Below are 13,011 nucleotides of genomic sequence, written 5' to 3'. Positions count from 1 at the left end.
TTCTCCAAAAAGAGCATCACCTTATGTCCCTCCCCCTAAATACTACTACTTGCTTTTTACCATCTACATCTCTTTCGAATAAAAATGCATCAAACCCAGTCTTTTTATCATGTAAAAGAGAGGTATCAATTTCGTTACTAACATGCCAAGGTTGTAACATATTCTTGTGTTCATCTCTTATTTTAACTTCATTTGTTTTAACAGAATCAACTGAAAATGGAAAAGGCAAGCGGGTGCACTCCACTTGCCTTTTTTTCATAGCTTAGTATGTATTTGAATTTCTTTTGCTTTCTCTTTTTCACCCTTCACGCGTACAATTAAATCATATGATCCGGATTTTGGAGCTTCAAAAGAAAGCAAACCTTCTTTTTGAGAAGTGATTTCTTCTTCATAAATAACCTTATCATCTTTTGTAACTTGTAATAAAATTGTACCTTCTTCAACAGCTGCTTCATAAGGGATTTCCACATTTCCTTTTTCAGCTTTAAGCGTTTGTACATCGTAATACCCTTGCAGAGAACCAATTTTCAAAGTCGTTTCGCCATTTTTTTGAACCTTTGTAACTTGTGTTGCTGTATTGCACGCACTTAACAATACAACAAGAGTGAGAATCATAAATAAACGTAATGATTTCATAGAAATCCCCCTTTTTTTTATGTATATGAGAATTAAAATTCATTCTTTAACTATTTCAAAAACACCAACACCTAAAAAGAATCACTGCTTTTCTTCAATTTCTTTTTTAAATAATTTTTGAAACTCTAATTCTGTTTCATTAATAAAACCAAGATGTAACACACTAGAAATATCTTCATGATTCAAGAAGAAATTGTACTCTGAAGAAATATTACCATGAGGGAAATAACAACATACATAATCCCATGTTGTTTTTGTTTCAGAATCCATTTGTCTTCTTCCATAAACCATTAATGGATGTTCCCAATCTTTAAACATTACAACAGAACCTATTGGAAGTAATTCTAACTCTAAATTTTGTCCCATCTTATTTCCCACCTCTTAAAATAGCTTTTTTTACAATAAAATACATAATAGAGAATAGTAAACAAGCTCCAATTGTACCGAAAGTTGCAATTGAAATTTTCCCTGCTAATGATTCATTTGGATCTAATGCATTAGGTAAAACTGTCCCAAAAATTGCAATGCAAGCTAATATAACCATAAAATATTTTAAAATTTTCACTTTCTTATTCATACTAATTTTCCCCTTTATTCTTTAATAGCAAATTCTCCACCAAATCCCCATAAACCTACACCAGGACCAAATGGTACATGGAATTTCACTCCACTTTTTCCAGCTTCTAAAGATCCCCCGACTGTCCCAAGTGACGCCGATCCTCCAATTTGTAATTTTTTACCAGAAAATGGAAGTGGGATTTTTATGGCACTCTCATATTTTACCAGAGTAGCTTCAGCTCCTATATGTAAATTCCCATTTTCTACATGAGCACCTAACTCTGCAGTAGCAAGTGCTACTTTAGCTTCAGCTCCCACATTAGATCCTTTAATATTCTCTAGTTCTATTCCAGCTTGAGCTACCGTAAAACCAGCCATTGGTCCAAAAGTTTGTTCCCTCTTGTTTTTATCTTTCACATCAAATTTATCATAAGTACGAGAACTTACAAATGGCTCAGCTTCAACTGTAAGCCCCTTAATAAATAGACCACCAGTTCCCTTTTCATCTACAAGTGATTTTTCATATTTTTCACCATTAATTACATAACCAATTCCTTTTACAACTACTCCAGCTCCCGCTTCAACTGCTGACTTTGAATTCATCAAAAGTGAATCATTTTTAGAGTTTTTAGACGAGTATTCCATATCAGCTTTTTCAAATTTCTCTGCTATACGAAGTAATTCATCTTCTATTTGCTTTATAATATTAAGAAAAGATTCATGTGCTTTATTCATTCTAGGTAGATCATTATAAAAACTTAAACTGGAAGCACCAACCCATCTCATTTGAAGCTTTAATAATTCCCCTTGAATTTTAAAATGACGATCTGATTCTATATTACTAGCATATTTAAAATTCTTTGCAATTCTTCTCAATTCTTCCGGTCTAACTTGTATATTCCCCATGGATATCCTCCTATCCCAATAACGCATTCAAAAAATTTCATCACACAAATTTTTAATCCTAATCATTAAAAACCCTACTTTTTCTTACTTTAATTGTTTCTAAAATGTAGAAAAGAATCCCTAAACCAAATATCTTTTCAGCATTAGAAATATTATTACCTAATTTAATAATAGGTACATTTAATCCGAATCTTTCGCTCCATTCCAAAGGCATATATCCTCTTTTACAGTTTATTAATATCCGGTTATCCATTGTCCGAAAAGAAGTTTCGAAAAAATCAAATTCAACTTCTACTTCAGAAATTTTCATCTCTTTTTCATTCATTAAAGAACCACGTACCATTCCAAATCCTTGTATCATATTTTCTTTAAACATCCCTACACAATTATAATTTGAGTCATAAATAGCCCAATCATAGTTTTCAACTTCACTATGAAAATATGCAAGAATTTCCCCATCCTTTGCTTCCAATCCAACAACTTGCTTATTTTTTAAAAAAGGTAATTTTGAAGAAATTATATCAGTTGGAACCATAGTCGTTCCTACTATATAGGCGCCATCGGGAGTATATAAACCGTAATGTTTATTATTTTGAGGTAATTCTAGTAAAACATAAGTATCAATATCCCAAAACTTCAAATCATTTTTAGCTATATTCTCTTTTAATAAATTCCCTTTTCTTAATTGCCAAAATCCAATTCCCCCAAAAACAAACGAAGCTATAACCATAAATATTATTTCTCCCCAATTAACATCACTCCAACTATTATACAGACAATATAATCCAAAGAGAAAAATCCCTGTCCCAATTAAACACTTAAACCGTCCCCTTTTTTTATAATACTCAAATAATTCCACACAAACACCTCTATCAAATCATCTTAATACCCCAAATTACCTTTTAAGTATACCAAGGACAAAATATATAATCTAATATTTTTTTTATATAATTAAAAACAAACATAGTTACAGAAAGAGAATGTTTGTATGCTGATCTGTACTACATTTCCTTATTCCTTGTATGCTATATTTCTATTCTTCTTTTTACTTAAACAAACTGCTCAATCTTATTTGTTGCAACTTCTTATGAATGTGTACCTACAATTTTGCATTTATCGTCTTTATATGCAGGGAACACCACCAAAGGATTTCCCTGCCCCCTGTAAAAAAAACCTTACTTTTAAAAAGTAAGGTTTTTTTTATTTATTCATTAGCAATATAAGCATTCTTATAAGTATAAATACCACCAAATTGATGTTTTTCAATCCCTTTTACATAATCCTTTTGTACATACGCTGAGCCAATATGATAAAGCGGTGCCACAGCTGCATCTTCTAATAATACCTGCTCGGCTTCTCGCAACGCTTCCCATCGTTTTTCCGTATCTAGTATAAAATCCGTTTTCGCTTTCTTTATTAATTCATCGTAACGAACATTAGAATAATTCATTTTATTATTCGGATTCCCTGTCGTAAATAACTCTAAATAACTAATTGGGTCTTTATAGTCAGGTCCCCAATTTGCCATAGTTATATCGTAATCACCTATTTGTTCTAACTGTAATTTTTGCTTAAATGGCTGTTGTTTAATTTGTATCGTTAACCCTTGCAAATTCTTCTCTAAATCACCTTTTATATATTCTGCCATACGTATTGCATTATCTTGTTCGAACGTTAAGAACTCTAGGTTTACTTGTTCTACCCCAAGCTCTTTTTTCGCTTCTTCCCAAAGTTTTTTCGCATTTTGCAAATCATATGAGGAAATATCTCCATTTTCTTTTCTAAAATCTTTACCAGTCACTTCATTTACATGACCAACTGGTACAAGTCCACTTGCAGGTTTTGCTCCGTTATTAATAAAGTGAGCAACGAAATCATCTTTATTTAACGCTAATGAAATAGATTGACGCACCTTTTTATTTGCTAACGCGTTATTTTTTTCATTAAAACGAAGCATAGCAATTCCAGGATCACTCGACATATGTAATTCCTTATTCCCTTTATACTTGTCTACAACTTGCGAATTAATAGGTACTCGATCCAAATCTCCGGCTTCATATAAATTTACAGCTGTCATTGTATCCTTTAGGATATGAAAGTTTATTTCATCTAATTTCACTTTCTTTCGATCCCAATATGTAGTATTTTTCTTTAATTGAAACTCTTGTTCATGCTTCCATTTTTCTAATACAAATGGACCGTTATATATGAGATTACTAGGTTCCAATGCATAATTGTTTCCTTGTTCTTTCAAAAATGATTCATGCTGTGGTAAGTATATAGGTAGTGCTAACAACTGTAAAAAATACGGAACTGGCTGTTCGAGTTCAACTTCTAACGTATAATTATTTATCGCTTTAACCCCAAGTGCATCAAGAGGCATTGTTCCCTTATTGATCTCTTTCGCATTTTTTACATAAAAGAGCATGGACGCATATTGAGAGGCTGTTTCAGGGTTAATTGCACGTTTCCAAGCAAATATAAAATCATTTGCTGTTACATTATCCCCATTTGACCATTTTGCATCTTTACGCAAGTCAAATGTATATTTCTTACCATCTTCACTTCTTTTAAACGATTTTGCTATGGCTGGAGTAGGCTGATCTTGATCGTTTAATACATATAACCCTTCAAATATATTCTGCATAATGTGTGCTGATGTACCATCTGTTGTTTTCACAGTGTCCAGAGAAGGAATTTCTTCTAACACTGTTACATTTAACACTTGTTTTTTAACCTCTATGTCACTTTTATCCGCTTTATTATTACAAGCTGTTAATAATAAAGATGTAACAAGTGCCATTACCATTAAATGGCTCTTTTTTCGCTTCATGAGTTGTTCTCCTTAAATATAAAATATTATAAAGCGTAATATATTATAGCAGAAATACTAACAGAAAGATGCGACATTCTTTTGAATATTTATTCGTTCAAGAAAAAAGTTTTTTTTAAAAGGGTACGGACTATCTTGGAATCTTTTTGATTTTCAACAAAAAACACATATAAAATAATAAGGTGAATTTTTTGGTTATAATCCCCAAATATCCAACTGGCCATTCATCTTTAATTTTAATTACTCGTGTATCTTCTCACAGCGTATTTACAGCATGTGAAAATAATCATGATCCTGAAGAAGATGAAAACGAAAGAAACGCAAAAGATTTCAGAGAGTTATTCACTCCTGAAGCGAAGAAAACCGTTGCTTTTGTGGGGGGAAATACAGATCTAATGAAATCAGTTAGCAAAGATCTTAAAAACTATAAAATCCAAAAAAGTGAAGAGAAAAATGAAATTGCTACAGTAACTGTTAATGCTGTATATAAAGGTAATCCTAAAAAAGTAATCGTAATTGAACTAGAGAAAACGGATGATGGTTGGAAAATTAGTAAATCATAAAAAAACGGTCTAGAATTCTAGGCCGTTTTTTAGTTTCCTCAATCTTCTTCGAAATCACGTAGACTAGCAAGCAATTCTGTAAATGTTGAGCAAACAGGATATATTGCTTCCTCTATGTTTTCTTCTTCATGATCCCAAAATACTACTGTTGGTGATTCGGGATTGCTACGGTAATCAAAACACAGATGATTCCCAAATGAATCCTTACCAAAGGGATATACTTTATTTGCTAATCTATCTTTTATATCATCATAAACTTGGATGATTGAATTTCTACTTTCTAAATCAAAAGTTAAAAGCTTGCTAAATACATTCTCATCCTGTCCGGGTACATCAAATATTTTGGGTCTTGGATAGCCACTATCATATTTTTTTACACATTCTATAAAATCCATAGGGAATTTAATATTGAAATATTGTTCTACTTTCTGAATGTTTTCATCTGTAATTTCTTTTTTATTTACTCCAATCCAAGTAACGTTGCTCATATATACTCCTCCTTACTTATCGCTGTCTTTTCCCCAAATTTTATATCCACCAGTGTGACCTGTTTTCCTATGTGTTTCATAATCAACAAGTTGCATTCGTCCTGCTTCTTGATGATGATGCCATGTATAATTCTCTGGTACCTCGCCTAGCTTAAATAACTCTATTTCTTCTTCTGTGAATTTTGCAGCTAACTTAGGGTCTTTCATTATTTGTTCGTATAATGCTTTACTACATATTCTATCATGTGTTGGTCTAGATTTTTTAAAATCTGCTTCTTTTAATTTAACTTCAGAAACAGGTTTAAAAATAGGGAAACCATCTAAATCATACGGAATTCCTGTAACTGGATGTTTATTTCCCGCTAACTCACCCAATCTTAACCTTATTGTTTTCGGACCATTTGGACCCTCATAAGTATATGGGGCTGCTTTCTGCAAGTACTGTTGAATACTTCCGACTCCCGCATATGAAAGATGATTACCCCCCTTAAATTCATAGTTATTTAATATGTGTAATGCATTTCTATATGCCGGGGAATTAATTACAAGTGATTTTCCTTTAGTAAAACCTGTAATAGCAGCTACCTTACCTGCTTGTCCTACTTTATCTAGACCTTTGCTACCAGCAAAGCCTGTTAGTAGTGTAGTGACTGCGTAAGCTGCATAATGTTCTCTGCTTTCAAGATCTCCATTCCAAAAATTATTCATAAATGTATCTGATACAGTGTTCCATGCAGCAGGAAGAGTCTCCCTATAGTTTACAATCGCATCTCGCATATTTAACCAGGTTTCTTCATCTCCTAAAGCTACAAATCCTTCCCATGCATCTACAGCACCATCTATAAAACCAGTAGAAATACCAGTCCACGCAGCATTTAAATCCTTTTTATTCAAAAATGACTCTTCTGATTTTGGAGGGAGTTTTCCACACATGGCTCCTTCTTGAATATCAGAGTCAACTAAATTCCCACCATACAATTCATCCGCTTCTCGAAATTTAACAGCTGCACGTTCTAATTCTACTGCGATTTTATCTAATTCTTGCAAAATGTTAAACATCATTGGCTTTGCTTCATTAAACATCTGATAGAAACGATCACTGCTTGCTCCGCTCCACCGAGAAGCTATAAATTCAGTTTAAGAGTATAAATCTTTATGTATGTATTCTAATGATGATCTCGCATTTCTTACGGTTTTAGCAGCTTGTTCTAATTGTTCCGGTGTCACCTTAATTTGTGTGCTCATTCCATCCCTTCTTTGCATATATATTATGAAAATTATAACATATCATTATTTCATGAATGGTTATCATTTAAAAATATCCGTTCCCTCTTTTTATCAATGTTGGCACAAAAAAGGTTCAGACACAAAAACAGGATGTGGAGAAGACTTTCTCCACATCCTGAAAATACCTATCTTTGTAAACCTCGTTTATAACGACTTGCTTCAAATATAATACGCTCTTCATCTAACGTTTTACATTCGCCATTCCAAACGACACGTTTTCCGTTAATAATTACATCGCTTATATCTTTACCACTCGCAGCATATACAAGGTGTGATAACACTTCATCTGCTGGTTGTAGATGCGGCTTATTAGACGGGTCAATCGTAATAAAATCGGCACACTTACCAACTTCAAGTGATCCCGTTTGTTTCATGCCTATTACTTCCGCAGCTCCTTTTGTCGCAAGAGAAAGAGCTGTTTCAACTGGTAATGCTGTTGCATCATGGTGTATACCTTTTTGCAATAAAGTTGCTATACGCAGTTCTTCAAACATGTCTAAATTATTGTTAGACGCAACACTATCTGTTGCAATCCCTACTTTTATTCCGGCTTCTAGCATCGCTTTTACATTCGCTATACCAGAACCTAGTTTTAAATTACTATTCGGATTATGAGCTACTCGAACGTCATGTTCTGCTAAAAATGCACGCTCATCATCATTTAATACTACACCGTGTGCAATAACTGTTGGGCGTTTAAACAATCCGCAGCTCGCTGCATATTCTACTGGACGTTTTCCGTACTGTGCTTCAATATCACGTACTTCACGCTCTGTTTCAGAAAGGTGGATATGAACCATCGTTTGATTCTCTACTGCAATCCGTGCGCACTCTTCTAACAATTCTGTACTACATGTATATGGACTATGTGGTGCAACCATCGTAGTTAACATGCCACTTTCTTTATAATAACGTTTCACATATTTCTCAGCTTCTTCAATCGCTTTCTTTTCATCGTCTTTCGTTCCGAAGCTAAATAAAGTCCTTGAAACAGCAGCTCGCATCCCGCTCCTTGATACCGTTTCCATAATTGCGTCTTGATCTACTCCAATTGGATTAAACATGTCAGAGAATGATGTTGTACCACTTTTTACCATCTCGAGCAATCCTAATTCCGTACTAGCTACCGCAAGCTCTGGAGTAAATTGACTTTCCAGTGGCCAAATTCTCGTCTCAAGCCATGGCTGTAATAACATATCATCTCCAATACCTCTTAGGAGACTCATTACAACGTGTGTATGTGTATTTACAAGCCCTGGTAAAACCCACTTTCCTTTCATGTCAATTACTTCATCTACTTCAAAATCATTAGCGAATTCTCCGCTCTTTACATCTATAATTTGATCATTTTCTACAATGATATATCCATTTTCTATCACTTCGTTTTGTTCATTCATCGTTACAATTGTAGCGTTTACATAAGTTGTTTTCAAAAATATTTCCCCTTTCAACTCTATGAAGTTCCCTTTAATAAGTTACCACCATTATAGTAACTTATTGAAGATTAAGAGTCAAAAGATAATTTTAATTCTTTTGTTATTTTTTCCTTCAAAATGCTATATTGCTTTTCATTTGTATCTGCAAATGCTTCTTCCCGATTTGACTTTTCATCCATATAATTCAATTTCCCATTGAATTGAGTCTCTGTAAAATCAAATCTCTGCCCATCTATAAAGTTATAAAAGTGCCATACCTCTCTTACTTTTGTCTTTTTAATTTCTCCTCCGTATATGTCTTGAACGACAAGAGCTGTAACACCACATTGTCCCTTTGCTGGGTTTTCAATTGTCCACGATTTTATTAGTGCTTCATATATTCTTTTTTCCTTTACATCATCCATTCTAATCTTCCCCTACTATTAATAGTTTTACACATCATATTTCAAAAGAGGCAGTACACGACCCTTAAAGACAGTTGATGGTGTCTCTCCTATTAACTGTGCTCCCATTTTCAAGTAATATCCTTTTGCATTCGGATCACTATCAATTGTAAAACTTTTTAATTCTAATTCATTGGCTTTTTCTATTACATACTCCCAAAGTATTTTCCCGTAACCTTTTCCTTTGTAATGAGGATGAATATACAAGAAATCGAGAGCTTTATCATTACGTAAAAATGAGAAAAAACCAATCTTCGCATTATCGTTTTCTAAAACATATACAAAATTATTTTTTATGTACTCTTCCGTAATTGTTAAATCTTCCTTACAAGCAAGTATGAATTCTTCACTATAATTCCACGTTGCTTTTGAATGTAGTGCGAGTTCGCTTAATTCATTTGCTTCACTTAATAATGCTTCTCTTATCTTCATGATTCTTTTTCCTCACTTTCAATATGTACACTACTAAACTGATTCGGAAAGCACTTCAAAAAAACCTTTAATTTCCATAAATTAGAAATTAATTTTATAAATCTTTATTATAATCAATACGATTTTCAACAATTTTTTTAAAGAAAAAGAACGCCATCCATAAAAGTTGGCGTTCTCTTTTTCTAAAATTTAATCTTCAAGCTCACTCATTCGTTTTACTATTTCGTACGATACAAACCTATACAGTTTCTACTACCGCTTCAAGCATTGTTCCATTTTTAGCATAGTTCGTATGCCAAGAAAAAGCTTTTTCTAAAATATGAGGAGTTTGTCCACCTCTTATTTTTGCTTCTTCGTAATAAGCTCGTAGCTGTTCACGATACATTGGATGTGCGCAATTCTCAATAATAAGTTCCACTCTTTCTCTTGGCGCAAGTCCCCTTAAGTCGGCATATCTCTGTTCAGTGACGATAACATCTACATCATGTTCAGTATGGTCTACATGAGAAACGAAAGGAACGATACTTGAAATGTTACCACCTTTCGCAATCGATTTAGTAACAAAGATAGCTAGGCGGGCATTTCTTGCAAAATCGCCAGACCCACCAATACCATTCATCATTTTTGTACCTAAAACGTGAGTAGAGTTAACATTTCCGTATATATCTAATTCTAATGCAGTATTAATTGAGATTAATCCAAGGCGACGAATAATTTCAGGATGATTGGAAATCTCTTGTGGACGCATCATTAATTTGTCACGATATTTTTCAAAGTTAGAAAATACTTGTTGCATTTTCTCTTCAGAAAGCGTGATAGAACAACAAGAAGCAAAATTGACTTTTCCAGCATCCATAAGATCAAAAACTGCATCTTGTAAAACCTCGGAATATACTTCTAAATCTTCAAATTCTGAATCTAACATTCCATGCAATACGGCGTTAGCCACTGAACCAATTCCTGATTGTAACGGCGCTAAACGATTTGTTAATCGGCCTACTTTGACTTCTTCTCGAAGGAATTCTATTAAATGCTGTGCCATAATAACAGTTTCTTCATCCGGAGGAACAATTGTCGATGGCGAATCCAATTGATTCGTAAACACAATTCCCTTTACTTTTTCAGGATCAATTGGAATACCGATTGTTCCAATTCGGTCATCTGTTTTCACAAGCGGAATTGGAAGCCTCTCCCCTTGTTTACCTGGTTCATATAGATCATGTAGCCCCTCTAATTGCGCGGATTGAGCCATATTCATTTCAATAATAATAGACTTAGCATTTAAGGAAAACGCTAAGGAATTTCCAATTGAAGTGGTTGGAATAATCATTCCGTCCTCTGTAATCGCAACCGCTTCCAAAATAGCGAAATCTATATCCAAAACGTCAGCACGGAGTAACTCTGCTGTATGAGACAAGTGTTGATCCACAAATAAAAAGTCTCCATTATTAATTCCTTTTCGCATAGTCGCGTCAGCTTGGAAAGGTAATCTTTTCCCTAAAATTCCTGCCTCAGCAAATAATTTGTCTACATCCGAGCCTAAAGAAGCCCCAGTATAAACATTTACTTTAAAAGATTCATCATTCTTAACTCGGTTTACAAGCGCAAATGGGACTGCTTTTACATCACCTGCACGTGTAAACCCACTTAAGCCTAAAGTCATTCCACTTTGAATCCAGGAAGCTGCTTCTTCAGGTGTAACTACCCGATTTTTTAGACGCTGATCTCTGATTCTATCTAAATTATTCTCCATATGTAATCCCTCTCTTATTGAATATTCATAATTATTTTACACATTAACACTATCAAAATAGGGATTTTAGTATACAATGCCGAAAATTCAGACAGAACAGCAAATTTAGGTTCTAAAGCAGAAAAATTTAGAATCCTAGAAGCTTACGGAAATAACTAGCGTATGATTGACTAACTGGTACTCTCTCACCATTATCCATCGAAAGTACAAAAGTAGAATGGGTATCAGGATAAATCGCTTTAATATGATTAACATTTACAATAAACGAACGGTGACATCTAATAAATGAATCTTTAGGAAGCAAGTATTCGAATTCTTGCAGAGAGTATTTATGTGTTCCTGATAACTCTTCTGAATTCACATACGTCTTTTTATCTTTAGCTTCTAAATACATAACCTTTGAAAAAGGAACTGGAATCCAGCCATCTGTTGTTTTTAAAGTAACGACTGACTTTCCATCCGTTAAAGCTGGATAAATTGCCGTTACGCACCCTTCAAGCTTTCCATTGTTTGAAAATGGTACAGCCATTCCATGATAAGGAATACCAAAAACATCCCGATTCATAAACTCAGATGTTTTTTGATTCATCACCATCGCTTTGTGAGCAATCGTTCCTTCCTTTATAGGATCCCCGACACTAATCTTTAAATCAATTCGTTTACTTGGCCGATAATAAATATATTCTTTCGTATTCGAAACAGCAATTGAAATTTCATCTGAAAATAATTCCCCAACAACATCTAGTAATAAACCTAACGTTCTATCTTCCATTCTATTAACACCTCATTCACTATTATACTACTATTATGAACAGGCATCTGTTGCTTTATAAAAAGTTTGATTTTAAGTTACTTTTAAAATTAGTTTTATTCACTATTACTTCGTTACTACAAAAAACCTCACTTCAGAAAAGTGAGGTTTCCTCTCATACAATATTTCTTTATTTTTTTAACGACTCTAGTAACTTTTTAACAAAATAAATTGAATTATGCGAAGCAGATACACAATTATCTTCGAACACTTCTATGCCAGAAGCTTCTTCTGTATCTGTTATTGATCTCACTGCTAAAAACGGAATCGTATTTGCATAGCAGACGTGGGCTATACTTGCAGTTTCCATATCTACACAAAGTGGATTGTATTTAGAGATTATTTCTGTACGACCACTCTCACTAATAAACGCTTCTCCAGTAACAACTTTTCCAAAATAAACATTTTGAGCGAATTGATTGTTCTCAACCACTTCTCTGCTTAATTCAAGCAGGTTTCTATCCGTTCTAAAATATACACTTTCCATCCAAGGATGATATTCAGTTAATATCCCTTCATCAACATCATGATATGCTATTTCTGTTGAAATTACTGTATCTCCAATTTTCAATACTTTGTCGATTGCTCCTGCAACACCTGTGACAATAATATGCGTTACATTGAATTTATCGATTAATATTTGAGTTGCAATAGCTGCATTAACTTTACATACACCACAATATAAGGCAACAACTTCTACATTCTCATATTTCCCACTGTGAAATGTTAACATCGCAAGATTCGTTATTTCCTTATTAGACATTTCTTCAATAAAAGGCGTAATTTCATCTTCTGATGGACCGATAATTCCAAATCTCATACATTCATCTCCTTACTTACACAGAGCTTGCTATCTGTTTAATTA

At 33.7% G+C, this 13,011-nt stretch carries 15 protein-coding genes and 1 pseudogene; 1 reads left to right on the top strand and 15 read right to left on the bottom strand.

All coding sequences use genetic code 11. The features are described from left to right. Positions 1 to 16: 16 nt before the first annotated feature. The 7 genes from ACQRBL_RS08850 to ACQRBL_RS08820 form a co-directional block, all read right to left on the bottom strand. Entirely contained in the window at positions 17 to 229 is a 213-nt protein-coding gene (locus ACQRBL_RS08850) for a hypothetical protein (protein WP_140158797.1), read from the bottom strand. A gap of 26 nt (positions 230 to 255) precedes the next feature. Beyond that, a complete protein-coding gene (locus ACQRBL_RS08845; RefSeq protein ID WP_000838921.1) occupies positions 256 to 636 on the bottom strand; it encodes a hypothetical protein in 381 nt (126 codons plus the stop codon). 81 nt (positions 637 to 717) lie between these two features. Continuing rightward, positions 718 to 1,002: a DUF4176 domain-containing protein gene (locus ACQRBL_RS08840; RefSeq protein WP_000531359.1), complete on the bottom strand. Its 285-nt coding sequence runs from the start codon at positions 1,000 to 1,002 to the stop codon at positions 718 to 720. Position 1,003: 1 nt separating this feature from the next. Then, positions 1,004 to 1,213 carry a hypothetical protein gene (locus ACQRBL_RS08835; RefSeq protein WP_001036914.1) on the bottom strand — a complete coding sequence of 70 codons (210 nt, stop codon included), beginning with the start codon at positions 1,211 to 1,213 and terminating at the stop codon, positions 1,004 to 1,006. A gap of 14 nt (positions 1,214 to 1,227) precedes the next feature. Next, the gene (locus ACQRBL_RS08830) at positions 1,228 to 2,100 is read right to left on the bottom strand and encodes a WXG100 family type VII secretion target (RefSeq protein WP_411995701.1); all 873 of its coding nucleotides are present in this window, start codon (positions 2,098 to 2,100) and stop codon (positions 1,228 to 1,230) included. A 58-nt stretch (positions 2,101 to 2,158) separates the two neighbouring features. After that, positions 2,159 to 2,959 carry an ABC transporter ATP-binding protein gene (locus tag ACQRBL_RS08825; protein ID WP_140157245.1) on the bottom strand — a complete coding sequence of 267 codons (801 nt, stop codon included), beginning with the start codon at positions 2,957 to 2,959 and terminating at the stop codon, positions 2,159 to 2,161. Between the two features lie 345 nt (positions 2,960 to 3,304). After that, on the bottom strand, positions 3,305 to 4,933 hold the full coding sequence (locus tag ACQRBL_RS08820) for a peptide ABC transporter substrate-binding protein (protein WP_411995702.1): 1,629 nt from the start codon (positions 4,931 to 4,933) through the stop codon (positions 3,305 to 3,307). Positions 4,934 to 5,166: 233 nt separating this feature from the next. Here ACQRBL_RS08820 and ACQRBL_RS08815 point away from each other — a divergent pair, with 233 nt between their 5' ends. Continuing rightward, positions 5,167 to 5,496 (top strand): DUF4878 domain-containing protein, encoded by a 330-nt coding sequence (locus tag ACQRBL_RS08815; RefSeq protein ID WP_043924778.1) that lies wholly within the window; start codon positions 5,167 to 5,169, stop codon positions 5,494 to 5,496. Between the two features lie 38 nt (positions 5,497 to 5,534). Here ACQRBL_RS08815 and ACQRBL_RS08810 read toward each other — a convergent pair whose 3' ends face one another. From ACQRBL_RS08810 to ACQRBL_RS08775, 8 genes and pseudogenes are all read right to left on the bottom strand, one after another. Continuing rightward, positions 5,535 to 5,984, bottom strand: a complete 450-nt coding sequence (locus tag ACQRBL_RS08810) for an SMI1/KNR4 family protein (protein WP_411995703.1) — start codon at positions 5,982 to 5,984, stop codon at positions 5,535 to 5,537. A gap of 12 nt (positions 5,985 to 5,996) precedes the next feature. Further along, a pseudogene (locus tag ACQRBL_RS08805) lies at positions 5,997 to 7,229 on the bottom strand (WXG100 family type VII secretion target). 167 nt (positions 7,230 to 7,396) lie between these two features. Beyond that, a complete protein-coding gene (locus ACQRBL_RS08800; RefSeq protein WP_141538344.1) occupies positions 7,397 to 8,722 on the bottom strand; it encodes a bifunctional S-methyl-5'-thioadenosine deaminase/S-adenosylhomocysteine deaminase in 1,326 nt (441 codons plus the stop codon). A 53-nt stretch (positions 8,723 to 8,775) separates the two neighbouring features. Next, the gene (locus tag ACQRBL_RS08795) at positions 8,776 to 9,111 is read right to left on the bottom strand and encodes a YunG family protein (protein ID WP_023521666.1); all 336 of its coding nucleotides are present in this window, start codon (positions 9,109 to 9,111) and stop codon (positions 8,776 to 8,778) included. Between the two features lie 27 nt (positions 9,112 to 9,138). Then, the gene (locus ACQRBL_RS08790; protein ID WP_000701895.1) at positions 9,139 to 9,582 is read right to left on the bottom strand and encodes a GNAT family N-acetyltransferase; all 444 of its coding nucleotides are present in this window, start codon (positions 9,580 to 9,582) and stop codon (positions 9,139 to 9,141) included. 238 nt (positions 9,583 to 9,820) lie between these two features. Beyond that, on the bottom strand, positions 9,821 to 11,335 hold the full coding sequence (locus tag ACQRBL_RS08785; protein WP_411995704.1) for an acetyl-CoA hydrolase/transferase family protein: 1,515 nt from the start codon (positions 11,333 to 11,335) through the stop codon (positions 9,821 to 9,823). 127 nt (positions 11,336 to 11,462) lie between these two features. Beyond that, entirely contained in the window at positions 11,463 to 12,107 is a 645-nt protein-coding gene (locus ACQRBL_RS08780; protein ID WP_000390211.1) for a LytTR family DNA-binding domain-containing protein, read from the bottom strand. Between the two features lie 169 nt (positions 12,108 to 12,276). After that, positions 12,277 to 12,966 (bottom strand): 5'-methylthioadenosine/adenosylhomocysteine nucleosidase, encoded by a 690-nt coding sequence (locus tag ACQRBL_RS08775; RefSeq protein WP_016082075.1) that lies wholly within the window; start codon positions 12,964 to 12,966, stop codon positions 12,277 to 12,279. Positions 12,967 to 13,011 lie beyond the last annotated feature (45 nt).

The organism is Bacillus sp. AF62 (assembly GCF_050312695.1).
Classification (GTDB): domain Bacteria; phylum Bacillota; class Bacilli; order Bacillales; family Bacillaceae_G; genus Bacillus_A; species Bacillus_A cereus.
This window is presented reverse-complemented; position numbering and strand designations above follow the sequence as displayed.